The 25,417-nt window shown below is 69.8% G+C and carries 22 protein-coding genes and 2 pseudogenes; 1 reads left to right on the plus strand and 23 read right to left on the minus strand.

Annotated elements, in window-relative coordinates:
- Positions 1-23: 23 nt before the first annotated feature.
- The 18 genes and pseudogenes from ACWER9_RS14990 to mqnC form a co-directional block, all read right to left on the minus strand.
- Positions 24-1,559 (minus strand): NADH-quinone oxidoreductase subunit M, encoded by a 1,536-nt coding sequence (locus ACWER9_RS14990; protein WP_452302369.1) that lies wholly within the window; start codon positions 1,557-1,559, stop codon positions 24-26.
- A gap of 64 nt (positions 1,560-1,623) precedes the next feature.
- Positions 1,624-3,549 carry an NADH-quinone oxidoreductase subunit L gene (gene nuoL / locus ACWER9_RS14995; protein WP_452302370.1) on the minus strand — a complete coding sequence of 642 codons (1,926 nt, stop codon included), beginning with the start codon at positions 3,547-3,549 and terminating at the stop codon, positions 1,624-1,626.
- A gap of 12 nt (positions 3,550-3,561) precedes the next feature.
- Positions 3,562-3,861 carry an NADH-quinone oxidoreductase subunit NuoK gene (nuoK, locus tag ACWER9_RS15000; RefSeq protein ID WP_030486270.1) on the minus strand — a complete coding sequence of 100 codons (300 nt, stop codon included), beginning with the start codon at positions 3,859-3,861 and terminating at the stop codon, positions 3,562-3,564.
- A gap of 58 nt (positions 3,862-3,919) precedes the next feature.
- Positions 3,920-4,693, minus strand: coding sequence for an NADH-quinone oxidoreductase subunit J (locus tag ACWER9_RS15005; RefSeq protein WP_452302371.1), 774 nt, complete (start codon positions 4,691-4,693; stop codon positions 3,920-3,922).
- The gene (gene nuoI / locus ACWER9_RS15010) at positions 4,690-5,331 is read right to left on the minus strand and encodes an NADH-quinone oxidoreductase subunit NuoI (protein ID WP_196920665.1); all 642 of its coding nucleotides are present in this window, start codon (positions 5,329-5,331) and stop codon (positions 4,690-4,692) included. Before nuoI ends, ACWER9_RS15005 begins: the two co-directional genes overlap by 4 nt.
- A 1-nt stretch (position 5,332) precedes the next feature.
- Positions 5,333-6,685, minus strand: a complete 1,353-nt coding sequence (nuoH, locus tag ACWER9_RS15015; protein ID WP_452302372.1) for an NADH-quinone oxidoreductase subunit NuoH — start codon at positions 6,683-6,685, stop codon at positions 5,333-5,335.
- A complete protein-coding gene (locus ACWER9_RS15020) occupies positions 6,682-9,180 on the minus strand; it encodes an NADH-quinone oxidoreductase subunit G (RefSeq protein ID WP_452302373.1) in 2,499 nt (832 codons plus the stop codon). Before ACWER9_RS15020 ends, nuoH begins: the two co-directional genes overlap by 4 nt.
- A complete protein-coding gene (gene nuoF / locus ACWER9_RS15025; protein WP_091395571.1) occupies positions 9,180-10,496 on the minus strand; it encodes an NADH-quinone oxidoreductase subunit NuoF in 1,317 nt (438 codons plus the stop codon). The genes ACWER9_RS15020 and nuoF overlap by 1 nt, the downstream gene beginning before the upstream one ends.
- Positions 10,493-11,500: an NADH-quinone oxidoreductase subunit NuoE gene (gene nuoE / locus ACWER9_RS15030; RefSeq protein WP_452302374.1), complete on the minus strand. Its 1,008-nt coding sequence runs from the start codon at positions 11,498-11,500 to the stop codon at positions 10,493-10,495. Before nuoE ends, nuoF begins: the two co-directional genes overlap by 4 nt.
- Entirely contained in the window at positions 11,497-12,822 is a 1,326-nt protein-coding gene (locus ACWER9_RS15035) for an NADH-quinone oxidoreductase subunit D (RefSeq protein WP_452302375.1), read from the minus strand. Before ACWER9_RS15035 ends, nuoE begins: the two co-directional genes overlap by 4 nt.
- Positions 12,819-13,556, minus strand: a complete 738-nt coding sequence (locus tag ACWER9_RS15040) for an NADH-quinone oxidoreductase subunit C (protein WP_452302376.1) — start codon at positions 13,554-13,556, stop codon at positions 12,819-12,821. Before ACWER9_RS15040 ends, ACWER9_RS15035 begins: the two co-directional genes overlap by 4 nt.
- The gene (locus ACWER9_RS15045) at positions 13,553-14,230 is read right to left on the minus strand and encodes a NuoB/complex I 20 kDa subunit family protein (RefSeq protein WP_088986765.1); all 678 of its coding nucleotides are present in this window, start codon (positions 14,228-14,230) and stop codon (positions 13,553-13,555) included. Before ACWER9_RS15045 ends, ACWER9_RS15040 begins: the two co-directional genes overlap by 4 nt.
- Positions 14,231-14,244: 14 nt before the next feature.
- The gene (locus ACWER9_RS15050) at positions 14,245-14,610 is read right to left on the minus strand and encodes an NADH-quinone oxidoreductase subunit A (protein WP_007454588.1); all 366 of its coding nucleotides are present in this window, start codon (positions 14,608-14,610) and stop codon (positions 14,245-14,247) included.
- Positions 14,611-14,745: 135 nt separating this feature from the next.
- Positions 14,746-16,023 carry a geranylgeranyl reductase family protein gene (locus tag ACWER9_RS15055; protein ID WP_452302377.1) on the minus strand — a complete coding sequence of 426 codons (1,278 nt, stop codon included), beginning with the start codon at positions 16,021-16,023 and terminating at the stop codon, positions 14,746-14,748.
- 139 nt (positions 16,024-16,162) lie between these two features.
- Positions 16,163-16,387, minus strand: coding sequence for a hypothetical protein (locus ACWER9_RS15060; protein WP_452302378.1), 225 nt, complete (start codon positions 16,385-16,387; stop codon positions 16,163-16,165).
- Between the two features lie 82 nt (positions 16,388-16,469).
- The gene (locus ACWER9_RS15065) at positions 16,470-17,180 is read right to left on the minus strand and encodes a demethylmenaquinone methyltransferase (protein WP_452302379.1); all 711 of its coding nucleotides are present in this window, start codon (positions 17,178-17,180) and stop codon (positions 16,470-16,472) included.
- 738 nt (positions 17,181-17,918) lie between these two features.
- A pseudogene (locus ACWER9_RS15070) lies at positions 17,919-18,968 on the minus strand (cell wall anchor protein); the annotation flags it as partial.
- Positions 18,969-19,344: 376 nt separating this feature from the next.
- A complete protein-coding gene (mqnC, locus tag ACWER9_RS15075; RefSeq protein ID WP_452302380.1) occupies positions 19,345-20,535 on the minus strand; it encodes a cyclic dehypoxanthinyl futalosine synthase in 1,191 nt (396 codons plus the stop codon).
- 214 nt (positions 20,536-20,749) lie between these two features.
- Between mqnC and ACWER9_RS15080 the strand changes: the two genes are divergently transcribed.
- Complete coding sequence (locus ACWER9_RS15080; protein WP_452302381.1) at positions 20,750-21,919, plus strand: DDE-type integrase/transposase/recombinase; 1,170 nt, start codon at positions 20,750-20,752, stop codon at positions 21,917-21,919.
- Between the two features lie 108 nt (positions 21,920-22,027).
- Here ACWER9_RS15080 and paaE read toward each other — a convergent pair whose 3' ends face one another.
- The 5 genes and pseudogenes from paaE to paaA form a co-directional block, all read right to left on the minus strand.
- Positions 22,028-23,137 carry a 1,2-phenylacetyl-CoA epoxidase subunit PaaE gene (paaE, locus tag ACWER9_RS15085; RefSeq protein ID WP_452302382.1) on the minus strand — a complete coding sequence of 370 codons (1,110 nt, stop codon included), beginning with the start codon at positions 23,135-23,137 and terminating at the stop codon, positions 22,028-22,030.
- Positions 23,134-23,610 carry a 1,2-phenylacetyl-CoA epoxidase subunit PaaD gene (gene paaD / locus ACWER9_RS15090; protein ID WP_452302383.1) on the minus strand — a complete coding sequence of 159 codons (477 nt, stop codon included), beginning with the start codon at positions 23,608-23,610 and terminating at the stop codon, positions 23,134-23,136. The genes paaE and paaD overlap by 4 nt, the downstream gene beginning before the upstream one ends.
- Complete coding sequence (paaC, locus tag ACWER9_RS15095; RefSeq protein ID WP_452302384.1) at positions 23,607-24,332, minus strand: 1,2-phenylacetyl-CoA epoxidase subunit PaaC; 726 nt, start codon at positions 24,330-24,332, stop codon at positions 23,607-23,609. The genes paaD and paaC overlap by 4 nt, the downstream gene beginning before the upstream one ends.
- Entirely contained in the window at positions 24,329-24,646 is a 318-nt protein-coding gene (gene paaB / locus ACWER9_RS15100; RefSeq protein ID WP_452302385.1) for a 1,2-phenylacetyl-CoA epoxidase subunit PaaB, read from the minus strand. Before paaB ends, paaC begins: the two co-directional genes overlap by 4 nt.
- Positions 24,643-25,417, minus strand: a pseudogene (gene paaA / locus ACWER9_RS15105) (1,2-phenylacetyl-CoA epoxidase subunit PaaA); the annotation flags it as partial. The gene paaB and the pseudogene paaA, both read right to left, overlap by 4 nt.

The following is a 25,417-nucleotide window of genomic DNA, read 5'->3' on the forward strand; positions in this document are numbered from 1 at the left end:
GCTCGCAAGCTCACTCCTCGCGCTCACCGGCGCGCCTCCTGGACGGTGCCGCCCACGGACGGCGCCGGGTCGGTTCTGCCGATGTCGTCCATGGTCGCCTGGACGGCAGGGTTGATCACGTCAGTGACCGGCTTGGGGAAGAAGCCGAGCAGCACGATCAGCGCGATCAGAGGGGCGACCACGACCTTCTCGCGCAGGTTGAGGTCCCGGCGCATGCCGTCGACCTCGGTCAGCGCCGGGTTGAGGGTGCCCTGGGTGGTGCGCTGCACCATCCACAACACGTACGCGGCGGCCAGGATGATGCCGAGCGTGGCGATGACCGCGACCGGCTTGTTCACCGTGAAGGTGCCGATCAGCACCAGGAACTCGGAGATGAACGGCGCCGTGCCGGGCAGCGCGAGCGAGGCGAGACCGGCGAAGAAGAGCACCCCGGCGAGCACTGGAACGAGCTTGCCGGCGCCACCGAAGTCGCTGATCAACGCCGAACCACGCCGGGAGATCAGCATGCCCACCACCAGGAAGAGCAGGCCGGTGGCCAGCCCGTGGTTGAGCATGTAGAGCACCGCGCCGGTGCCGGCCTGGGTGGTGAAGGCGAAGATGCCCACGCCGATGAAGCCGAAGTGCGCGATCGAGGTGTACGACACCAGCCGCTTGAGGTCGTTCTGGCCGACCGCAAGCAGCGCGGCGTAGACGATGCCGATCACGCCCAGCGCCAGCGCCCACGGGGCGAACCACTTCGACGCCTCGGGGAACAGCGGCAGGCAGTAGCGCAGGATGCCGAAGGTGCCGACCTTGTCGAGCACGCCGACGAGCAGCGCGGCGGCACCCGCCGGGGCGGCGCCACCGGCGTCGGGCAGCCAGGTGTGGAACGGGAAGAACGGCGCCTTGATTGCGAACGCGAGGAAGAAGCCGAGGAACAGCCACCGCTCCGTGCCGGTGCTGATGTCGACCTGCGAGAGCGCCTGCCAGTCGAAGGTCTTTCCGCCGACCACCCACAGGCCGATCACCGCGGCCAGCATGAACAGACCGCCGACGAGCGAGTAGAGGAAGAACTTCACCGCCGCGTACTGCCGCTGGTGGCCGCCGTAGCTGCCGATGAGGAAGTACATCGGCACCAGCATGACCTCGAAGAACACGTAGAACAGGAAGACGTCGGCGGCCGCGAAGACGCCGATCATCGTGCACTCGAGGACCAGAAGCAGCGCGAAGTAGACGGGCACCGACCGCTTCGACGACTCGGCGTCGTGCCAGGACGCCAGGATCACCAGCGGCACCAGCACCGCGATGAGCATCAGCATCACCAGCGCGATGCCGTCGGCGGCGAAGGTGAAGCTGACCCCCCAGTTGGGGATCCAGGAGTACGACTCGCGGAACTGGAACCGGTCACCGCCGGCGTTGAAGCTGGCCCACATCACCACCGAGAGCACCAGCACGAGCAGCGACCAGGCGAACGCCACCTGCTTGGCCAGCTCCGGGCGCTGGCGTGGCAGGAAGGCCACCACCAGGGCACCCACCAGCGGCGCCACGGTGAGCACCGAGAGGAACGGGAAGTTGGACATTATGCGGCCTTACCTCCGTCGTCACTGCGTGGTCCGCCGGCGGGGGCGGCCGGAAAGAGGTCCATCACGCCAACCACCCCGCCTGCACGGCCAGGAACGCCGCCATCACCAGCAGCGCACCGGCCAGGATCGAGGTGGCGTACGAGCGGACGAACCCGGTCTGCATCCGACGCAGGCGGCCCGAGCCCCCACCGACCGCGGCGGCGAGCCCGTTGACGAGCCCGTCGATGCCCCGGTTGTCGAGGTACACCAACGCCCGGGTGAGGAAGATGCCCGGCTTCTCGAAGACCGCCTCGTTGACCGTGTCGGTGTAGAGGTTGCGTCGGGCGGCGGTGACAAGCACCCCGGCCGGCTGCGGCGCGGTTGCCGTGCCGGCCCGGAAGAGGAACCAGGCGAGCCCGGCACCGAGGACGGTGACAAGCAACGACAGCGTGGTGATCACGGCGTGCGAGAGGACCGCCTCGTGCTCGGAGTGCTCGCCGCCGAGCCCGGCGGTCTCGGTCAGCCAGTCCGGAACGGACGTGGAGAGCAGGAAGCCGGCACCGACCGACCCGACCGCCAGGAGGATCAGCGGAATGGTCATCAGCTTCGGCGACTCGTGCGGGTGCTCGATGTCCTCGGTCCACCGCTGCGGGCCGTGGAAGGTGAGCACGAACAGCCGGGTCATGTAGAACGCGGTCAGCCCGGCGCCGAGCAGCGCCGCACCGCCGAAGAGCCAGGCGGTCCAGTCCTCCCGCTCGAAGGCTGCCACGATGATCGGCTCCTTCGAGAAGAAGCCGGAGAATGGGAACATGCCGATGATGGCCAGCCAGCCCATCATGAAGGTCAGCCAGGTGATCTTCATGTACTTCGACAGCCCACCGAAGCGGCGGATGTCGACCTGGTCCTTCATGCCGTGCATGACCGAGCCGGCGCCGAGGAACATGTTGGCCTTGAAGAAGCCGTGCGCCAGCAGGTGCACGATTGCCAGCGCGTACGCGGCGCCGCCGAGGCCAACGCCGAGGAACATGTAGCCGATCTGGCTCACCGTCGACCAGGCGAGCACCCGCTTGATGTCGTCCTTGGCCGCACCGATGATGCAGCCGATCAGCAGGGTGAGAGCGCCGACGCTCACCACCACGAGTTGCAGCGTCGAGTTGGCCGAGAAGATCGGGTTGGACCTGGCGATCAGGTAGACGCCCGCGGTGACCATGGTGGCGGCGTGGATGAGCGCCGACACCGGGGTCGGGCCCTCCATCGCGTCCGGCAACCACGCCTGGAGCGGGAACTGACCGGACTTACCGGCCGCGCCGAGCAGCAGCAACAGGCCGAGGACCAGCACGGTGGTGCCGGTCAGCGCGCCGACGCCGTTGAACACCTCGTCGTACTGGGTGGTGCCGAGGGTGGCGAACATGATGAAGATGCCGATGGCCAGACCGGCGTCGCCGACCCGGTTCATCAGGAACGCCTTCTTACCGGCGGTGGCCGCGCTCGGCCGCTCGGTCCAGAAGGAGATCAGCAGGTACGACGCCAGACCGACGCCCTCCCAGCCGAAGTACAGCATCACGTAGTTGTTGCCGAGCACCAGCAGCAGCATCGCCGCGACGAACAGGTTGAAGTACGCGAAGAACCGACGACGCCCGGCGTCGTGCGACATGTACTCCACCGCGTACAGGTGGATCAGGAAACCCACCCCGGTGATCAGCAGTACGAAGACCGCGGCCAGCGGGTCGAAGAGCAGGCCGAAGTCGACGCGCAGGTCACCGACAGCGATGAAGTCCCAGAGGCTCAGCTCGACCGACTTGTTCTCCAGGCCACGCAGCTGGAAGAAGAAGCTCAGGCCGAGCACGAACGCGGCGCCGATGGCGGCGACGCCCAACCAGTGCCCCCAGCGGTCGGCCCGGCGGCCGAGCAGCAGCAGGATGCCCGCGCTGACCAGCGGGATCGCCACGAGCAGCCAGACGCCCCCGAGCAGCCCCGTGGCCTGGGCGTATTCGACACTCTGTTCCACCGGTGGACCCCTCTAGTACTTGAGCAGGTTGGCGTCGTCGACGCTCGCCGAGCGTCGCGTCCGGAAGATGGACATGATGATCGCGAGCCCGACCACGACCTCGGCCGCCGCCACCACCATCACGAAGAACGCCATGATCTGACCGTTGAGGTCACCGTTGATCCGGCTGAAGGTGACCAGTGTCAGGTTGGCCGCGTTGAGCATCAGCTCCACGCACATGAAGAGCACGATCGCGTTGCGCCGGACGAGCACCCCGGCGGCGCCGATGGTGAACAGCACCGCAGCCAACACCAGGTAGTAGTCCGGCGTCATGACTGGGCCCACCTTTCGTTAGCGACTGCGGTGCTCCGCTTCGCTGCACTCCTCGCGCTCACCGTTGGTCCGTACCTTTCAGCGTCGTCTCCTGCGCGGTCAGCTCCCGCACCGGCAGGATGTCCGGCGTGCTCCGCTCGGAGAGGTGGCCGTCCGGCAGTCGGGCCGGAGTGGCCACCGAGGACGAGGTCGCGAAGACGCCGGGGCCCGGCTTGGGGCCGGGGTAGTTGCCCGGCGCGAAACGGGCCCGCATCGTCGACGGCTGGTCGACCTTGTCCTGCTTGCGGCGCTCGATGTGCGCGAGCACCATGGCACCGACCGCCGCGGTGATCAGCAGCGCCGAGGTCAGCTCGAACGCGAAGACGTACTTGGTGAAGAGCAGCCGGGCGATGCCCTGCACGTTGCCCTCCGCGTTGGCCTGCTCCAGGCCGACCGCGGTGGTCCCCTCGATCGCCCGGTAGAGCGCGCCGCCGACCAGACCGGCGAAGCCCAGCCCCAGCACGATCGCGGCGACCCGCTGGCCGCGCAGCGTCTCGATCAGCGAGTCGGTGGAGTCCCGACCGACGAGCATCAGCACGAACAGGAAGAGCATCATGATCGCGCCGGTGTAGACGATGATCTGCACCATGCCGATGAACGGCCCGGCCTGGAGCACGTAGAACACGCCCAGACAGAGCATGGTGAGGACCAGCCAGAGCGCGGAGTGCACCGCGTTGCGCGCGGCCACCATGCCGATCGCGCCGATGAGCGCGAGCGGCCCGAGGATCCAGAAGGTGACCTCCTCACCTCCGGACACCGCACCCGCCGCGGCCAGCACCGTAGACGTGGTCATGCTTTCTCTCCCTTGCCGGCCGCGACGCGCTGGGCGGCCTGCTCGGCGCCCGGGAACGTCACGCCGGGGTGCTCCTCCACCTGGTAGCGGCCGGGGCCCATCGGGGACGTCTCCGCACCGGCGGAGGTGCCCGGGTTGTCCAGCGCGCCGACGTAGTAGTCCTTCTCGCTGTCACCGAGCCGCATCGGGTGCGGCGGCTGCTCCATGCCCTCGAGCAACGGCGCGAGCAGCTGTTCCTTGGTGAAGATCAGGTCCTGTCGGTTGTCCCGGGCCAGCTCGTACTCGTTGCTCATGGTGAGCGACCGGGTCGGGCAGGCCTCGATGCACAGCCCGCAGAAGATGCAGCGGGCGTAGTTGATCTGGTAGATGCTGGCGTACCGCTCACCCGGCGAGAAGCGCTGCTCGTCGGTGTTGTCGCCACCCTCGACGTAGATCGCGTCCGCCGGGCACGCCCAGGCGCACAGCTCACAGCCGATGCACTTCTCCAGGCCGTCCGGGTGCCGGTTGAGGATGTGCCGCCCGTGGTAACGCGGCGCCGACACCGGCGGCTTGAACGGGTAGTCGGTCGTGACGACCTTCCTGAACATGTGCGAGAAGGTGACACCGAATCCCTTGAACGTTCCGGTGATCGCGCCCACGTCACACCTCCCTGGAGTCCGAGCCGGCAACGATGTTGGCCGGCTCCCGCTCGGCGACCACGCGCGTGATACGCGGGCTCGGTGGTACCTGAAGATCCATCGGTGGCAGCGGGAAGCTCCCGTGCGGCCGGTTGTCGACCTGTTCCTGCGTCGTCGGCGTCGGCTTCGGCCGCCGGCTGGGCCAGAAGATCGTGGCGAGCAGCAGGATTCCGGCCGGAATGCCAACAGCGATGATCTTGCCGCGGGTGTCCCAGTCCTCGATGGAGCGCAGGCCCGACAGGACCAGGATCCAGACCAGGTTGATCGGCAGCAGCACCTTCCAGCCGAGCCGCATGAACTGGTCGTACCGCAGCCGGGGCAGCGTGCCGCGCAGCCACACGAAGACGAAGACCAGCGCGATCACCTTGCCGAAGAACCAGAGCATCGGCCACCAACCGGAGTTGGCGCCCTCCCAGATGGTGATCGGCCACGGCGCTCGCCAACCGCCCAGGAACAGCGTGGTGGTGACGGCGGACATGGTCACCATCGCGACGTACTCGCTGAGCATGAAGAGCGCGAACTTCAGCGAGCTGTACTCCGTCATGAAGCCGGCGACCAGCTCGGACTCGGCTTCGGGGAGGTCGAACGGCGCCCGGTTGGTCTCACCCACCGTGGCGATGAAGAAGATGATGAAGCTGGGCAGCAGCAGGATCGCGTACCAGCCCGGCGCGGGGATCGGCTGGCCGAAGATGGTCAGCTCGGTCGCGTCGCCCTGGGCGGCGACGATCCCGCTGGTGCTCATCGTGCCGGCGGTCATGAAGACCGCCACGATGCTGAGCCCCATGGCGACCTCATACGAGATCATCTGGGCGCTCGACCGCAACCCACCGAGGAGCGGGTACGTCGAGCCGGAGGCCCAACCGCCGAGCACGATGCCGTAGACGCCCATCGACGAGCAGGCGAGCAGCAGCAGCACCGCCACCGGCACGTCGGTGACCTGCAACGGCGTTTGGTGGCCGAAGATGCTCACCATCGGGCCGAACGGGATCACCGACAGGGCGGTGACCGCGCAGATCACCGAGATGGTCGGCGCGAAGAAGTAGACGACCTTGTCGGCCGCCTTCGGCAGGATGTCCTCCTTGAAGGCCATCTTCAGGCCGTCGGCGAGGGTCTGCAGCAGGCCGAACGGGCCGACCTGATTGGGGCCGGGCCGCACCTGCATGTAGCCGACGACGCGCCGCTCGAACCAGACACCGAGCAGGGTGGCCAGCAGACCGAAGGCGAACGCGAAGACGATCTTGCCGAGAACCAGCCACCAAGGATCCCGGCCGAAGTCGGCGAGCGTCGGATCCTGGGCCAGGACGATCGAGTTCACTGGTTACCCCCAGAACTGAGGATGGTCTCGTCGGCCGCCACGCGTCCGGCCGGGATGGCCGTACCCGATGCGGGGACGGAGATCCGGACGACCGCGCCGGACGTCGCCCCGAGGCTGCGCCGCACGGTCGAGCCGGGTGAGTTGGTCGGCAGCCAGACCACGCCGTCCGGCATCTCGGTGATCTCCGCCGGTAAGGTCAGCGCCCCCCGGTCGGTGCCGACCGTGACCGCGTCACCGTCGACCACACCGAGCACCTCGGCGGTGCCCTTACCCAGCCGGACCACCGGCGGACGGGCGGTCCCTGCGAGGTTCTCGTCGCCCTCGGTCAGGGTGCCGAGGTCCACCAGCTGGTGCCAGGTCGCGAGTACGGCCTCCCCGGCGTTCGGCTGCGGCACCCGGCCCGGCGCGACCGACGGCGCGGCCGGTCGAGACATCCGGGTCGCCGGCAGCGCGCCCAGTTCGCGACGCACGCTGAGCACGTCGGCCGTGCCGAGGCGCACGTCGAGCAGCGCGGCGAGTGCGTCGAGCACCCGGCCGTCGGTCATCGCGGCGGTGTTCAGCACCGCGTCGAACGGGCGCAGCCGGCCCTCCCAGTCCAGGAAGCTGCCGGCCTTCTCGGCCACCGGGGCGACCGGCAGCACCACGTTCGCCCGTCGGGTCACCGCGCTGGCCTTCAGCTCGAGGCTGACCAGGAACGGCACCGCGTCCAGGGCGGACTCGGCCAGGCGCGGGTCGGCCAGGTCGGCCGGGTCGACACCGCCGACCACGAGTGCGCCGAGCTGCCCGTTGGCGGCGGCGGTCAGGATGCCGTCGGTGTCCCGACCGGCCTGGCTCGGGATCACCCCGGCCGGGATGTCCCAGGCCTCACCCAGCTCGGCCCTGGCGGCCGGCTCGGTGACCAGGCGTCCACCGGGGAGCAGGTTGGGCAGGCAGCCCGCGTCGACAGCGCCGCGGTCACCCGCGCGCCGTGGCACCCAGGCCAGCTTCGCGCCGGTACGCCGGGCCACGTCCGCCGCGGCGGAGAGCCCACCCGGCACGGTGGCCAACCGCTCGCCGACGATCAGGATCGCGCCCGGCGCGCTCAGCGCCTCGGTGACCGTGGCGTGCTCGGCGAGCACGCTCGCCTCCTCGCCCGGCACCACCCGGGCCAGCTTGGCACCGAGCTTCTCCAGGCCGCGGGTGGCGAACGGCGCCAGCGCGTACACCGTCAGGGTCTTCTTCAGGTACGCCTTGCGCAGCCGCAGGAAGAGGATCGGGCACTCCTCCTCGGGCTCCAGGCCGACGAGCACCACCGCCGGCGCGTTCTCCACGTCGGTGTAGGTGACGTCGGTGACCCCGGCGACCGAGCTGGCCAGGAAGTCGGCCTCCTCGCGGGAGACCGGCCGGGCCCGGAAGTCGATGTCGTTGGTGTTCAACGCGACCCGGGCGAACTTGGCGTACGCGTACGCGTCCTCGACGGTCAGCCGACCCCCGGTGAGCACCGCGGTGCCCTGCCCGCTCTCCCGAGCGATGTGCAGGCCCTCGGCGGCGACGGTGAGCGCCTCGCTCCAGGACGCCTCGCGCAGCTCACCGGTGTGCTCGTCGCGGACCAGCGGAGTGGTCAGCCGGTCGGCGGCCCGGGTGTACTGGAAGCCCCACCGGCCCTTGTCGCAGTTCCACTCCTCGTTCACCGCCGGCTCGTCGCCGGCCAGCCGGCGCAGCACCTTGCCGCGCCGCCAGTCGGTGCGCTGCCCGCAGCCGGCCGAGCAGTGCTCGCAGACGCTCGGGCTGGAGACCAGGTCGAACGGGCGGGCCCGGAAGCGGTACTGGGCGCCGGTCAGCGCACCCACCGGGCAGATCTGGACGGTGTTGCCGGAGAAGTAGGAGTTGAACGGGACGTCTCCACCGTCCTCACCGGACTCCGCGCCGTACGCGTCGTCCCGGTAGATGTTGATCTCCTCGGCGGACGACCGGCCCATCAGGTCGATGAACTTGTCGCCGGCGATCTCCTCGGAGAAGCGGGTGCACCGCTGGCAGAGCACGCACCGCTCGCGGTCCAGCAGCACCTGGCTGCTGATCGCCATCGGCTTCTCGTACTCCCGCTTGTGCTCGTGGAAGCGCGAGTCGGTACGGCCGGTGGACATCGCCTGGTTCTGGAGCGGGCACTCGCCGCCCTTGTCACACATCGGGCAGTCCAGCGGGTGGTTGAGCAGCAGCAGCTCCATCACCCCCTCCTGCGCCTTCTTGGCGACCGGGGAGGTGATCTGGGTCCGCACGACCATGCCGTCGGCGACGGTCTGGGTGCACGAGGCGACCGGCTTGCGCTGCCCCTCCACCTCGACCAGGCACTGCCGGCACGCGCCGGCCGGGGCCAGCAGCGGGTGGTCGCAGAACCGGGGGATCTCGGTGCCCATCTGCTCGGCGACCCGGATCAGCAGCGTCCCCTTGGGGGCGGTGACCTCGACGCCGTCGATGGTGAGGGTGACGGTCTCGGTCTGCTTGGCTACGTCGGTCATCAGTGCGCCCCTACCAGGGTCTTCTCCGACAGCTTCGGAGCGGTACGTCCCTCGATGTAGTCGAGGTAGTCCTGCTTGAAGTACTGCAACGACGAGGTCACCGAGCTGGTCGCGCCGTCACCCAGACCGCAGAACGAGCGGCCGAGGATGTTGTCGCAGGTGTCCAGAAGGGTGTCCAGGTCCTCGTGGGTGCCCTGGCCGGCGAGGATCCGCCGGTAGACCCGGACCATCCAGTAGTTGCCCTCGCGGCACGGGGTGCACTTGCCGCACGACTCGTGGTGGTAGAACTCCAGCCACCGGTACGTCGCGTAGACCGGGCAGTCCTGGTCGGAGAAGATCTGGGTGGCCGTGGTGCCGAGGATCGAGCCGGCCGCCGCCACCCCCTCGAAGTCGAGTGGCACGTCCAGGTGCTCGGCGGCGAGCAGCGGGGTGGACGAGCCGCCCGGGGTCCAGAACCGCAGGTTGTGACCGGGCTGCATGCCACCGGCCAACTCCAACAGCTCACGCAGCGTGACACCCATCGAGCACTCGTACTGGCCCGGGTTGGCGACCCGGCCGGAGAGCGAGTAGATCATCGGCCCGGAGGACTTCTCGGTGCCCATGCTCTTCCACCAGTCGGCCCCACCGAGCACGATCGGCGGCACGCTGGCGATGGTGCCGACGTTGTTCACCACCGTCGGGCTCGCGTACAGGCCGTGGGTGGCCGGGAACGGCGGGCGCAGCCGGGGCTGACCCCGGAACCCCTCGAGCGAGTCCAGAAGTGCCGTCTCCTCGCCGCAGATGTACGCCCCGGCGCCGGAGTGCACCACCAGCTCCAGGTCGTAGCCGCTGCGCAGGATGTTCCGGCCCAGGTAACCCTTGTCGTACGCCTCCTGGACCGCGTTGCGCAGCCGACGCGCGGCGTGCACCGCCTCGCCCCGGATGTAGATGTATGCGCGGGCGGCCCGGATCGCGTACGACGCGATGATCACGCCCTCGACGAGCGCGTGCGGGTCGTGGGTCATCAGCGGCAGGTCCTTGCAGGTGCCCGGCTCGCCCTCGTCGGCGTTGACCACCAGGTAGTGCGGCTTACCGTCGCCCTGCGGGATGAAGCCCCACTTGAGGCCGGTCGGGAAGCCGGCGCCGCCTCGGCCCCGCAGCCCGGAGTCCTTGATCAGCTGGATCAGGTCGTCCGGGTGGGCCTTGAGCGCCTTGCGCAGCGCGGCGTAGCCGTCCAGCTGCTCGTACGTGCCGATCTGCCAGGCGTCCGGCGAAAGCCAGCGCTTGGTCAGCACCGGCGTCAGCTTGGCCAGCGTCTCCGGGCGGGGAGTTGTCACTTCTGGGCCCCCGTTTCGTTCGCGTCGGAGGAGGTCGTGCCGTCGGCGTCCGTCCCTGCCTTCGCTTCGGTGAGGTTTCGCTCCTGCGCCCCGGCCTCGTCGCCGGCGGGCTTGCCGTCGCCGGCCGGCGGGTTGGCCGCCACGCCGGCGGCCTCGGCCTTCTGCGCGTCAGGGGACGCGGGCGCCGTGGTGTCCGTCGGGCTCCCGGTGGTGGGGGCGGACGCCCCGTCGCCACCCTTGACCGGTGCCGCGCTGGCTTCGACGGGTGCCGGCTTGGCGGCCTCCGCCTTCGCCTTCGCCTCGGCGGCGGCCTTGTCGGCCTCGGCCTTGCTGCGGATCGGGGTGTTCGGGTCGAAGCCCGGCACCGAGACGCCGTGCTGCTGGGCCAGCCGCAGCCCGCGCAGGGTCGGCTCGCCCGGCCCGCCGTCGGCGACCGCCTCCGCGCGCTCGTCGGCGAAACCGGCGAGCTGCACCGCCATCTCCTTGAGCGTGCAGAGCCGGGCGCCCCGGGTCGGCATCGGCCGACCGCCGGCGCGCAGCTCGTCGACCACCCCGACCGCGGTGGAGGCGTCCACGCCGTCGAAGAAGTCGTAGTTGACGGTCATCACCGGGCCGTAGTCGCACGCCGCCAGGCACTCGGCGTGCTCAAGCGTGATCGTGCCGTCGGCGGTCGTCTCGTCGTGGCCGACGCCCAGGTGCTCGGCGAGGGTGTCGTAGACCTCCTGGCCACCGAGCACGTTGCACATCGTGTTGGTGCAGACGCTGACCAGGAAGTCGCCGGTCGGCTTGCGCTTGTACATCGTGTAGAAGGTGGCCACCGCGCCGACCTGGGCCTTGTTCAACCCCAGCACCTCGGCGCAGAACGCGACCCCGGCCGGGGAGACGTACCCCTCCTCGGCCTGCACCAGGTGCAGCAGCGGCAGCAGTGCCGAGCGGGACCGGTCCGCCGGGTAACGGGCGATGATCTCGCGCGCCCGCTCCCGAGTCGTGTCAGTGAAAGTCATCGGTCACACCCACCCATCACCGGGTCCAACGAGGCGCCGCCGGCGATCACGTCGGCGATCAGGCCGCCCTCGGCCATCGCCGGGAGGGCCTGGAGGTTGACGAAGCTCGGCTCCCGGTAGTGCACCCGGTAGGGCCGGGTGCCACCGTCGGAGACGGCGTGGACGCCCAGCTCGCCACGGGGCGCCTCGATGGCGACGTACACCTGGCCGGGCGGGACCCGGAAGCCCTCGGTCACCAGCTTGAAGTGGTGGATCAGCGACTCCATCGACTGACCCATGATCTTTGCGACGTGCTCGAGCGAGTTGCCCATGCCGTCCACACCGATGGCCAGCTGCGCCGGCCAGGCGATCTTGCGGTCGGCGACCATCACCGGGCCCGGACGAAGCCGGTCCAGGGCCTGCTCGACGAGCTTCAGCGACTCCCGGATCTCGGCGAGCCGAACCTGGTAGCGGCCCCACACGTCGCCGTCCGGGTGGGTCGGCACGTCGAACTCGTACGTCTCGTAGCCGCAGTACGGCATGGTCTTGCGCAGGTCCCAGGCGAGGCCGGCGGAGCGCAGCACCGGGCCGGTGATGCCGAGAGCCACGCAGCCGGTGACGTCAAGCACCGCGACGCCCTTGGTCCGCTCGGTCCAGATCGGCTGGCCGGAGAGGAGGTCCTCGTACTCCTTGAGCTTCTTCGGCATCATCTTGAGGAACTCGCGGATCTTGCGGACCGCGTCGTCCGGCACGTCCTGCGCCACCCCGCCCGGCCGCACGTACGCGTGGTTCATCCGCAGGCCGGTGATGGTCTCGAAGATGTCGAGGATGTACTCCCGCTCGCGGAAGCCGTACAGCATGATCGAGATGGCGCCCAGCTCCATGCCGGTGGTGGCCAACCAGACCAGGTGCGACGAGATCCGGTTGAGCTCCATCATCAGCACGCGGATCGTGGTGGCCCGCTCGGTGATGTCGTCGGTGACGCCGAGCAGCTTCTCGACCGCGAGGGCGTACGCCGTCTCGTTGAAGATCGGGGCGAGGTAGTCCATCCGGGTCACGAACGTCGAGCCCTGGACCCAGTTGCGGTATTCGAGGTTCTTCTCGATGCCGGTGTGCAGGTAGCCGACGACCGAGCGGGCCTCGCGGACCGTCTCGCCCTCCAGCTCCAGGATCAGCCGCAACACCCCGTGCGTTGACGGGTGCTGCGGGCCCATGTTGACCACGATCCGCTCGTCGTTGATCGGGTCGGTGCCCGCGACGATCGTGTCCCAGTCCCCGCCGGTGACGGTGAAGACCCGCCCCTCGTCGGTCTCGCGCTCGCTGGCGTAGTTCGACGTCGTCACTGGTACGACCTCCGCTCGTTCGGCGGCTGGATCTCCGCGCCCTTGTACTCGACGGGGACGCCGCCGAGCGGGTAGTCCTTGCGCTGCGGGTGACCCTCCCAGTCGTCCGGCATGAGGATCCGGGTCAGACTGGGGTGACCGTCGAAGACGATGCCGAACATGTCGTACGCCTCGCGCTCCTGCCAGTCCGCGGTCGGGTAGACGGCGGTCACGCTTGGCAGGTTCGGGGACTCGACGGAGACCGCGGCCTCCAACCGGACCCGCCGGCGGTAGGTCATCGAGGTGAGCAGGTAGACCACGTGCAGCCGGCGTTCGTCGGCGCCCAGGTAGTCCGCACCGGACACCGAGGAGCACAGCTCGAACCGCAGCGCCAGGTCGTCCCGCATCACCTGGCAGACCTCGGCGATCCGCTCCGGGCGTACGTGCAGGGTCAGCTCACCCCGGTCGACCACGACCTTCTCGATCGCGTCGTTGAAGGCCGGGTACGCCTCCTCCAACGCGTCGCGGACCTCGTCGAAGTAGCCCCCGTACGGCCGGGCCGCCTCCTCGATGGGCTGGCGCTGGCGGACCAGGCCGCCGTAACCGGACACGTCGCCGGTGCCCTGGTTGCCGAACATGCCGCGACCGGCCGGGCTGGCCGGCGGGTACTCGGCCGGGGCGGTGCTGCTGGCGCCGACCGGCGTGACCGGCACCGGCACCCCGCCGTCGTGTGGCTTGTCCGTGGGTGACGTCATTTCGGGCCTACCTGCGGGTGGAGGTGGTTCTGAGCGTTCATCCAGTTCTCGATGCGCAGCTGCTCCTCGCGGCCCTCGCGGACCGCCCGGGTCCACTCGGCCCGCCGGGCCTTGTCACTGCGGTACGAGGAGGGCATCGAGCCGTAGGGCACGACCGGAACGTCGCCACGCTCCTGGCGGGCCGCGAGCATCTTGCGACCGTTCGGGCCCAGCGGCTCGTACATGATCTTCTCGCGGAGCTTGAGGATCGCGTCGATGAGCATCTCCGGCCGCGGCGGGCAGCCGGGCAGGTACATGTCGACAGGCACCACGTGGTCGACGCCCTGCACGATCGCGTAGTTGTTGAACATGCCACCGCTGCTGGCGCAGACGCCCATCGAGAGCACCCAGCGCGGTTCGGCCATCTGGTCGTAGATCTGGCGCAGCACCGGGGCCATCTTCTGACTCACCCGGCCGGCCACGATCATCAGGTCGGCCTGCCGGGGCGACGCCCGGAAGACCTCCATGCCCCAGCGGCCCATGTCGTAGTGCGGACCACCGGCGGCCATCATCTCGATGGCACAGCAGGCCAGGCCGAAGGTGGCGCCCCACACGGACGACTTCCGAGACCAGTTGACCAGCTTCTCCACCGAGGTGAGCAGGACGCCGGCGGGAAGCTTCTCCTCGATGCCCATCTGACGTTCCTTCCTCAGTCCCAGTCCAGGCCGCCGCGCCGCCACACGTAGGCGTACGCAACGAAGACCGCGACGATGAACAGGACCATCTCCACGAAGCCGAAGATCGGCAGAGCGTCGAACGAGACCGCCCAGGGGTAGAGGAAGATGATCTCGATGTCGAAGACGATGAAGAGCATCGCCGTCAGGTAGAACTTGATCGGGAACCGCCCGCCGCCGACCGGCTGCGGGCTGGGCTCGATGCCGCACTCGTAAGCCTCGAGTTTGGCCTTGTTGTAGCGACGGGGACCGGCGAAGCGGGCGGCGCCGACGGAAAACAGCGAGAACGCCGCGGCGAGGGCGAACAGCCCGATGATCGGTGCGTAAGGCGAGAGCGACATCGTTTTCTCCTGCTCGTCCTTCCCTGCCCTCGGTGCTTGACGAAAATCACACTATTCACGTCCCTCGCAGTGGCAGTCGGCGGGGGTCGATCTTTGTCGGCGTCGGGGCCTTGACCAGCACCGATGCCGTCCTACTCAGACGGCTGGGGCAGCCTTCGTCATCGCGTTGATGACCCGGTCCATCGCGTCCCCGCCACGCGGGTCGGTCAGGTTGGCCAACAGCTTGAGCACGAAACGCATCAGCGTCGGGTGCGGCATGCCGTGTTTGGTGGCGATCCGCATGATCTCGGGGCGGCCGATCAGTTTCACGAAAATGCCGCCCAGCCGGTAGTAACCGCCGAGCCGGGCCTTCAGCTCGTTCGGGTACGCCATCAGGGCGCGCTCGCGTTCCGGCCCGGCCGGTCGGGCGAGGGCCTGGACCACGACCTCCGCGGCCAGCTCGCCGGACTCCATCGCGTACGCGATGCCCTCGCCGTTGAAGGGGTTGACCATGCCGCCCGAGTCGCCGACAAGCAGCACGCCCCGCGTGTAGTGCGGCACCCGGTTGAAGCCCATCGGCAGCGCGGCGCCGAGGATCGGGCCGTCCGCGTTGGCCTCGTCGGTCATCCCCCAGTCAACCGGCGTGTTGGCGAGCCAGTCGGTGAGCAGCCGACGGTAGTTGGTCTTGCCGAACGCCGACGACGAGTTGAGCACGCCGAGACCGACGTTGACCCGCCCGTCACCGAGGCCGAAGATCCAGCCGTACCCGGGCAGCAGGTTGTCGCCGCTGTCCTTGCTGCGCAGCTCCAGCCAGGACTCCAAGTAGTTGTCCTCGTGCTTGGCCGGCGAGCGGTAGTAGCGGCGGACGGCGACGCCGATCGGCCGGTCCTCCCGCTTGGCCAGCCCGAGAGCGAGCGGGAACCGGCCGGAGACGCCGTCCGCCGCGACGACGAGCGGGGCGTGGAAGGTGGTGGGCTCCTTGCCCGGCCCGACCTCCGCCTCGACACCGGTCACCCGGCCGTCGCCGTCGAGCACTGGGCCCAGCACGTTAACGCTGGTCCGCAGCTTCGCGCCGGCGGCCACCGCCCGCTGGGCGAGCAGGTCGTCGAAGTCCAGTCGCGTACGCACCAGACCGTAGTTGGGGAAGCTGGCCAGCTCTGGCCAGTCCAGTTCGAGGCGCACCCCGCCGCCGATGACCCGCAGGCCACGGTTGTGCAGCCAGCCCGCCTCGGGCGAGGTGTCCACACCCATCCGGATGAGTTGCCGCACCGCGCGCGGGGTCAACCCGTCGCCGCAGACCTTCTCTCGGGGGAACTCGGTCTTCTCCAACAACAGCACCCGTACGCCGTGCCGGGCCAGGTGGTACGCAGTCGCTGACCCACCGGGACCGGCGCCCACGACGATGACGTCGGCGTCGTGTTCCACCGCGGTCATTCGCGCCTCCTCCCGCACGCTCGTGAAATGCTTCACAAGCCAGACGGGACGAGTGTATGACCGGCGTCATACCAGCGCAGGATCAGGGGTACCTAACTCGCCGATGTGACAGCCGATGACCGTCCACAGCGGTCAGGTGTCAGGCCGGACTGGGAGCGTCCAGGCCCGCGTCGACCCGAATGGTCTCCGGCAGATGTTCGCGCAGCGCCCCGCCCGCGGCCCGGTCCAGTGCCGCCAGCACCTCGGCCACCACCTGCCGGACCTCCACCGGATCAGCCCCGGCCAACGCCCGCAACTGGGCGATGAGTTCGGCCGCGTCGTTGTCGGTGGCGGCCACCGGGTCCGTCGGGTCTGCTCCGGTCATACCACCGAGGGTACGGGGCAAAGTGGACTAAAGACCGATATTCACGAAACCTGAATAATGTCCGTGTGGGGGGTGCGGTCCGCTACTCGCGGATCCCCCGGTGCAGGGCCACCACACCACCTGTCAGGTTGCGCCACCCCACCCGTCCCCAGCCGGCCGCGGCGACCCGCCCGGCCAGCGCGGCCTGGTCCGGCCACGCCCGGACCGACTCGGCGAGATAGACGTACGCCTCGGGGTTGCTCGACACCGCTCGGGCGACCACCGGCAACGACCGCATCAGGTACGACAGGTAGACCGTCCGGAAGAGCGGGTTGACCGGGGTGCTGAACTCGCACACCACAAGCCGGCCACCCGGCCGGGTCACCCGGGCCAACTCCCGGAGGGCCGCGTCGGTGTCGTTGACGTTGCGCAACGCGAGCGAGATGGTCACCGCGTCGAAGGTCGCGTCGGCGAACGGCAGCCGCAGCGCGTCACCGGCCAGCAACGGCACCTCGGGGCGGGCGCGCTTGCCGGTGTACAGCATGCCCAGCGACAGGTCGACGCCGACCGCGTACGCCCCGGACTGGGCCAGCTCGCGCGTCGAGACGCCGGTGCCGGCGCCCACGTCCAGCACCCGCTCGCCCGGCCGCAGGCCGAGCGCCGCCCGGGTGGCTCGTCGCCAGGAGCGGTCCTGGCCCAGCGAGATCACCGTGTTGGTCAGGTCGTAACGCTCTGCCACGCCATCGAACATCGCGGCGACCTCGTGCGGCTGCTTGTCCAGACTGGCGCGCTGGCCCTGCGGGGTACGGCTCACCCCTTCACTCTGCCAGCCGACCGCCAACCGGCGCTCGCTGGGTGGGGCGGCGCACACCCCGTACGACAGCGGGCGGGGTGGTCGCCCACCCCGCCCGCACCTCGTGCCCGCGTCCGTGGCCCTCGGTCAGTCGGTCGACTTCTCGTCGGCCGGCGAGACCATGACCACCTTGCGGCGGCGGGTGAGCACCAGCAGCGCCCCACCGACGAGCAGGATGATCACGCCGATCCCGCCGATCAGTCCCACCTGCACACCTGTCACCGGCAGGCCACCACCGCCTGAGCCACCACCGTCGGAGCCGCCACCGGCACCCGGCGACACGGTCGCGCCGGGCGTCGTCGTACCGCTCGGGCTCGCCGTCGGGGTGGCCGTCGCGGTCGGCGTGGGCGTGCCCGTCGGGGTTTCCGTCGGCGTCGGCGTCGGCGTCTCGGTCGGGGTGACCGTCGGCGTCGGAGTGGGCGTCTCGGTCGGGGTCGGCGTCTCGGTCGGCGTCGGCGTCTCGGTCGGCGTCGGGGTCGGGGTCGGGGTCGGCGTCTCCGTCGGGGTGACCGTCGGCGTCGGAGTCGGCGTCTCCGTCGGGGTCGGCGTCTCCGTCGGCGTCGGCGTCTCGGTCGGCGTCGGCGTCTCCGTCGGGGTCGGCGTCTCCGTCGGGGTGACCGTCGGCGTCGGAGTCGGCGTCTCCGTCGGAGTGGGCGTCTCGGTCGGGGTGACCGTCGGCGTCGGAGTCGGCGTCTCGGTCGGGGTGACCGTCGGCGTCGGGGTCGGCGACCCGGTCGGGGTGACCGTCGGCGTGGGCGTCGGGTCCACGGCCAGGTCGACGAAGACGTCGAAGATCGCCTGGTTGTCACCCTCGTCGACCTCGGTGAAGGCCTTGCGCTGAGCGGCGCTGGCCCGTTGCGGCTTCTCCTCGGGCGTGCCGGTTGCCGCGTCCAGGCCGTGCGCCACCAGCTCGCCGACCCGCAGCACCGGCTCGGTGACGTCCTTGCCGACGGTCACCTTGATGTCCGCCGTGTAGTAGTCACCCGGCCGGATCACCGCCCCGTCGTCCTGACAGAGCGCCTGGGCGACGCCGAAGGTCTGCTCGGTGCAGGTGTCCGGCAGGGTGTCGAAGGTGACGCCCGCCGGGAGGGTGAGCACGTAGGCGAGGCCGGTGGCCTTGCGGCTGCCGTCGTTGTAGACCGCCCAGTCGACAGGCACCGTCTCGCCCGGCCGCACCGGCCGGAGGTCGGGGTCGTCGCCGTTCACGCCGTTCACCACGACGTTCGCGTTGACGTCCTGCACCCAGCTGGTCAGGTCGTACCCGGGCTCGGTGACGGTGATGTCGTGCTCGACCTTGTTGTCTGCCTTGTTCGGGTCCTCGGTGGCCGAGCGGATGGTGACCACCAGGGTGCCGGCAGCGCCCTTACCGCCGGTGGAGAAGATCGGGATGCCGAAGTCCTCGCTGGTGCCGGCGGCCAGGTCGCCGAGGCGGCAGGTGAACTTCTCGCCGTTCACCCGGCAGCCGTCGGGCACCACGACCCGCACCTTGTTCGTCTTCAGCCTGCTGGTGTCCACCGTGTAACTGACACCCTTGGCGTCTTCCTCGCTCCGGGTGTTGTCGACAGTGAACTTGAACGGCTTGCTCTTGGCCTCCGTGACGCCCTTGGCCAGGTTGTAACTGAGCGGTACCAGAGCCAGGTCGGCCTGCTCGGCCGCAAGCGCTGGGGCGGCAACGGCGGCGATGCCGCCGGCCGCGAGCAGCGCCACGACACTGGCGCGTACCAGCGTCGAGCGGTGGAACGCTGTCATCAGTCCCCCGGGGGTAGGGAAGAAAGAGAATGGTTGCGGAACGAGCGGACGCTATCGGAGGCCGATCTGCCACGCCAGCAGGCGGGCACGTTTTCGTCCGTCCGGCCCGAGCTGGGCAGACGGTACGGGCGGGATGGTCGCCCATCCCGCCCGTGCCGCCGTGCGTTATATGAACGACCCGCAGCGGGCCGATGGAGGACAGCCCCGTCTGGCGACGGTGGTGACGGATATGAGCCGGGACGCTAGCGGCCGACGATCATCTCCACCACCCCCGGGCGGCAGAGCCGTACGCTGCGGCGACGTGGACCACCCGTCCCGCCGGGGTTACCCGGCAGGAGCATGAGTGCCGCTCAGCCGAACGGTGGGGCCGCGCGGGTCAGCTGACGTCCACCAGGGGAAGGGACCGGCCCGCACCGCCGCCGGGCAGCGCGATCGAGCTGAAGTGCGAGACCACCCGCTCGTCGGTCGGGTCGTCGGCCGGCGTGTGGTGCACGGCGAGCCGGTTGTAGAGGGTGTCGCGCTGTGCGGGGATCCGGTCCGCCGACCGGATCATGCCGATCAGCTCGTGCAGGTTGGAACGGTGCCGGGCGCCGGCGGAGGAGATGACGTTCTCCTCCAGCATGATCGAGCCGAGGTCGTCCACGCCCATGTGCAGGGAGAGCTGGCCGACGTCCTTGCCGGTGGTCAACCAGGACGCCTGCAGGTGCGGCACCGTCTCGAAGAAGAGCCGGGCCACTGCGACGAGCCGCAGGTACTCGAGCGTGGTCGCCTGGGTGCGGCCCTTCAGGTGGTTGTTCTCCGGCTGGTACGTCCACGGGATGAAGGACCGGAAACCGCGGGTGCGGTCCTGCACGTCCCGGATCATGCGCAGGTGCTCGATGCGCTCGGCGTGCGTCTCGCCGGTGCCCATCATCATGGTGGCGGTCGACTCGATGCCCTGCCGGTGAGCCAGCTCCATGACCTCCAGCCAGCGCTCACCCGACTCCTTGAGCGGCGCGATGGCCTTACGGGGGCGCTCGGGCAGCATCTCCGCGCCGGCACCGGCGATCGAGTCCAGGCCGGCGGTCTTGATCCGGGCGATGGCCTCGTCCAGGCTCACCCCGGAGACCTTCGCCATGTGCAGGATCTCGCTGGGGCCGATCGAGTGGATGACCAGCTGCGGGTACGCCTGCTTGACCGAGGAGAACAGCTCCTCGTAGTACTCCACGCCGTAGTCCGGGTGGTGCCCGCCCTGGAGCATCACCTGCGTGGCGCCCAGCTCGACCGCCTCACCGCACCGGCGCAGGATCTCCTCGGTCGGGTGGGTCCACCCTTCCGTGTGCTTCGGTGCCCGGTAGAACGCGCAGAACTTGCACGCCGTCACGCAGACGTTCGTGTAGTTGACATTGCGATCGATCAGGTAGGTAACAACGTTGTCCGGGTAGCGCCGCCGACGCACCGCGTCCGCCGCCTCGCCAAGCGCGTGGAAGGGCGCCTCGGTGTAGAGCAGCAACGCCTCCTCGGGCGTGATCCGCCCACCGTCCGCGCCGCGCTGCAGGATGTCGTCGATCTCCCGGCTCACCGTCACACCCCGAGCCTACGTCGCCCGTTCGGCGACCGCCGCGCACCTCCGCCGCCGGTGACGAGCACCCCGGTACGACGCACGCCCCCATCCGGCCGAGATCTTGGACAGTTTCCGTTCTCACGGGACTATTCAGTCCCATGACATCTGTCAGTGGTGAAGTCCCGATACATGTGTCAGTTGGTAGGGATCTTGGTTGTGCTGGTCCATGGTGCCTGGCATGGCTTCTCGGCGGCTTGTCATGAACCTGCTCGATGCCCAGTTGGCTGCGGGGGTGCGGATCAACGTGGCCGAGTTCGCGCGTGAGCATGGTGTGTCGGTGCGTACCGTGTACCGGCATCAGGCACGGATCCGGGACGTGGGTGAGTGGCGTGAGCGGTCCCGGCGCCCGCATAGCAGTCCGCGGGTGACGCCACCGGAGCTGGACGCCTGGATCTGCAAGCTGCGGGCCGAACTCGGTCTGGACAACGGGGCCGACTTCATCCGTGATGCCCTCATCGAGCTGCACGCCGCTACCGCTGCGGCATGGTCGGTGCCCTCCAGGTCGACGATCAACCGGGTCCTAGCCCGGCATGACCTCCTCGAACGGAACCCGGCGAAACGGCCGCGCAGCTCGTTTCGGCGCTTCGCCTACGCCCGGCCCCGGGACTGCTACCAGATCGACGCCACGAACGTCCGGCTCGCCGACGGCAGCCTGACCACGGTCTTCGACGTCCTGGACGACTGCACCCGAACCCTCGTCGGCTGTCACGCCGCGACCGCGGAGACCGCCGAAGGCGCCCTCACCGCACTCAGGCAAGCCTTCGGCGAGTACGGCGTCCCCGCGATCGTGTTATCCGACAACGGCACCGCGTTCACCAGCCGGCTGACCCGACCCGGATCGATCTCCACGTTCGTTCAGTGCCTCCTGGACCACCACGTGCGGCCCATCAACTCCAGCCCCTACCACCCGCAAACCTGCGGCAAAGTCGAACGCCACCACCAAACCCTCAAGAAATGGCTGAGCACCCAACCCGCCCCCGGCACCCGCGCCGAACTGCAGAACCTCCTCAACGCCTACCGCCGCTACTACAACACCGAACGACGCCACAGCGCCCTACCACGACGCGCCACCCCCGCCCAGGCATGGACAGACGCGCCCAGCCTCGGCGGACCGGCCAGCCTTCCCACACAGACCGACGCCACCCTGCACCACTGCCTCGTGGCCAGCACCGGCGCCATCCGCGTCGCCGGACACCGCACCAGCGTCGGCACCACCCACGCCGGCACCACCGTCACCGCCATCCGCGACCACAACCGCATCACCATCTACCACCACGACGGCCAACCCCTCGGCCACTTCCACCCCAACCCCGACCGGACCTACATCAGCCTCACCCGACCAGCTTGATCAACAACCCATGACACATCTATCGGGACTTCCCCTTGACACATGTATCGGGACAGCACAGTTCTCACGGGACGGAAACTGTCCAAGATCTGCAGGAAGCGTGGGTGATCAGGCGTCGTAGTCGACCGTAAGCTTGTCGGTGGTCGGGCTGGACTGGCAGGTCAGCACGTAGCCCGCCGCCAGCTCGTCGGGCTCCAGCGCGTAGTTGCGGGCCATCGTGACCGCGCCGTCGACGACCTTCGCCTTGCAGGTCGAGCAGACACCACCCTTGCAGGCGTATGGCAGCTCGCCCCGCACCTTCAGCGCGGCGTCGAGCACCCGTTCCTCGCGACCCATGGTGAAGCTCGACGACCGGCCGTCCAGCACGATCGTCACCTCGGCCCCGGCGCCCGCCTGGTCGACGGGTCGGCGCACCGGCTCCGGCGGCGCATCGACGTGGAACAGCTCGGTGTGCACCGCCGACTCGGGCAGCCCGCGTGCGGTCAGCACGTCCCGGACGTCGACCACCATGCCGTACGGGCCGCAGAGGAACCACTCCTCGATCAGGTCGCCCGGCACGATGGTGCCCAGCAACCGGCCGAGCCGCTCGGCGTCGATCCGACCGGAGAGCAGCGGCGACTCGCCCTGTTCCCGGGAGAGGACGTGCACCAGATGCAGCCGGGTCGGATAGCGGTCCTTCAGGTCGGCCAACTCCTCGGCGAACATCACCGTGTTCGCCGTGCGGTTGCCGTACACGAGCGTGAAGGTGCTGGCCGGCTCGACGGCCAGGGCGGTCGCGACCAGCCCGAGCACGGGGGTGATGCCGGAGCCCGCGACGACCGCGCCGTAGTGCCGCACCCGGTCCGGCGCGAACGCCGTGGTGAAGGTGCCCAGCGGCGGCAGCACCTCGACCGTGTCGCCGCCGCGCAGCGCCCCGCAGGCGAACGCCGAGAACGCCCCGCCAGGAACCTCCCGCACCCCGATCCGCAGCCGGCCGTGCCGGGCCAGGTCGTCGGGGGTGGAGCAGATCGAGTACGACCGGCGCACGTCCGCGCCGTCCTCGGTGACTCGCCGGACCGTGAGGTGCTGGCCGGCGCGGAACGCGAAGGTGTCCCGCAACTCCTCGGGCACGGCGAAGGTCACCGCCACGGAGTCGTCGGTGAGCCGGTCGACGGCGGCGACGGACAACGGGTGGAAGACCGGCCGGCGGCGAGCCGGGCGGGTGATGGTGACAGTCACAGCGCCTTCACGTGGTCGAAGGGTTCGGAGCAGGAACGGCACCGCCACAGTGCCTTGCACGCGGTGGAGCCGAAGCGGCTGACCTGCTCGGTCTCCGGCGAGCCGCACTGCGGGCAGCGGACCGCGAGCGTCAGCGACACGACGCCGGCGGCGGGCGCGGGAGTCGGCGGGGCGATTCCGGCGGCGGCGAGTTTGGCCCGCCCACCCTCGGAGATCCAGTCGGTGCTCCACGGTGGGCTGAAGACGGTCTGGACCTCGGCGTCCGGGTGGCCGGCAGCGCTCAGTGCCCGGCGGATGTCGGCCCGGATCACGTCCATCGCCGGGCAACCGGTGTAGGTCGGGGTGATGGTGACGGTGACCCGGCCGCTGGCCGGATCTTCCTCGACCGCGCGCAGGATGCCCAGCTCGTCGATGGTGATGACCCGGATCTCGGGGTCCACCACGCTCGCGGCGGCCGTCCTCGCGTCACTCACCACTTCGCTCCGGGGTGGGCGCGGTGCAGCACCTGCATCTCGGCGAGCAGGTAGGCCAGGTGCTCGGTGTGCACACCGGCCCGTCCACCCGCCGGCGCCCAGGCGCTCTCCGGCCGGGTCAGCGTCGCCTCGGCCAACACCGTGCCGACCACCTCGTCGAACGCCGGCCGCAGGGTGGCCGGGTCGACCGGCGCCGCCGGGTCCGCGGCGAACAGCTCATGGATGTACGGCCACACGTGGTCGACGGCTGCCTGCATCCGACGGTGCGACTCCTCGGTGCCGTCACCGAGCCGCTTCACCCACGTCGCGCCGTGGTCCAGGTGGTACGCCGACTCCTTGCGCGCCTTCGCGCCGATCGCGGCCAACCGCTCGTCCGCGCCGCCGGCCAACGCCGCGTACAGCGGCAGTTGGTACGCCGCCAGGAAGAACAGCTTCGCCATCGTCACCGCGAAGTCGCCGTTGGGCAGCTCGACCAGGAGCGCGTTGCGGAACTCGCGGTCGTCGCGCAGGTACGCCAGCGCGTCCTCGTCGCGCCCGGCACCCTCCATCTCGCCCGCGTACGACAGCAGCAGGCGCGCCGCGCCGAGCTGGTCGAGGGCGATGTTCGCAAGAGCGATGTCCTCTTCCATCTCCGGAGCGCGGGTCGTCCACTCGGCCAGCCGCTGGGCCGCGACCAACGCGTCGTCGGCGAGCGCCAGGGTGAAGTCGAAGGGCCCGTTCACAGGTGGGCCACCCCGTCCGGCACCTCGTAGAAGGTGGGGTGGCGGTAGACCTTGTCGGCGGCCGGGTCGAAGAAGGCGTCCTTCTCGTCCGGGCTGGACGCGGTGATCGCGCCGGCCGGCACCACCCAGATCGACACGCCCTCCTGACGGCGGGTGTAGAGGTCCCGGGCGTTGCGCAGGGCAAGCTCGGCGTCGGGCGCGTGCAGGCTGCCGACGTGCGTGTGCGACAGCCCGCGCCGGGCCCGCACGAAGACCTCCCATAACGGCGACCGACTCGTGCCGGGCTGCTCGGCTTGCTCGGTGCGCTCGCTCACGCCGCCACCTTCTCCCGCTGCTCTGCCCGCTTCGCGGCGTACGCCACGGCGGCCTCACGTACCCATGCGCCGTCGGCGTGTGCGGCCCGGCGGTGGGCGATCCGTTCCCGGTTGCACGGCCCGTCGCCGGAGATGACCCGCATCAGCTCGTCGTAGTCCGGCTGGGTGTAGTCGTACGCCTGCCGCTCGTCGTTCCAGCGCAGGTCGGCGTCGGGGATGCGGAGCCCGAGGATCTCGGCCTGCTGGACGCACATGTCGACGAAGCGTTGACGCAGGTCGTCATTGGAGAAGCGCTTGATCTTCCAGGCCATCGACTGGGCGGAGTGGGTGGAGTCGCCGTCCGGGGGCCCGAACATGGCAAGCGACGGGTACCACCAACGGTCCACCGCCTCCTGGGCCATCGCCTGCTGCGCGGGGGTGCCGTGCCCCAGGGTGTGCAGGATCTCGTAGCCCTGCCGCTGGTGGAACGACTCCTCCTTGCAGACCCTGATCATGGCGCGGGCGTACGGGCCGTAGGAGCAGCGGCAGAGCGGCACCTGGTTGACGATCGCCGCGCCGTCCACCAGCCACCCGATGGCGCCCACGTCGGCCCAGCTCAGGGTGGGGTAGTTGAAGATCGAGCTGTACTTCTGGCGGCCGTCGAGCAGCAACTGGACCAGCTCGTCGCGGCTGATGCCGAGGGTCTCGGCGGCGGCGTACAGGTAGAGGCCGTGACCCGCCCGTCCTGCACCTGCCGGAGTTGCCCGCCGGTGCGGCGCGACGCGGGGTCCG

The sequence above is a fragment of the Micromonospora sp. NPDC003944 genome, from assembly GCF_053605225.1.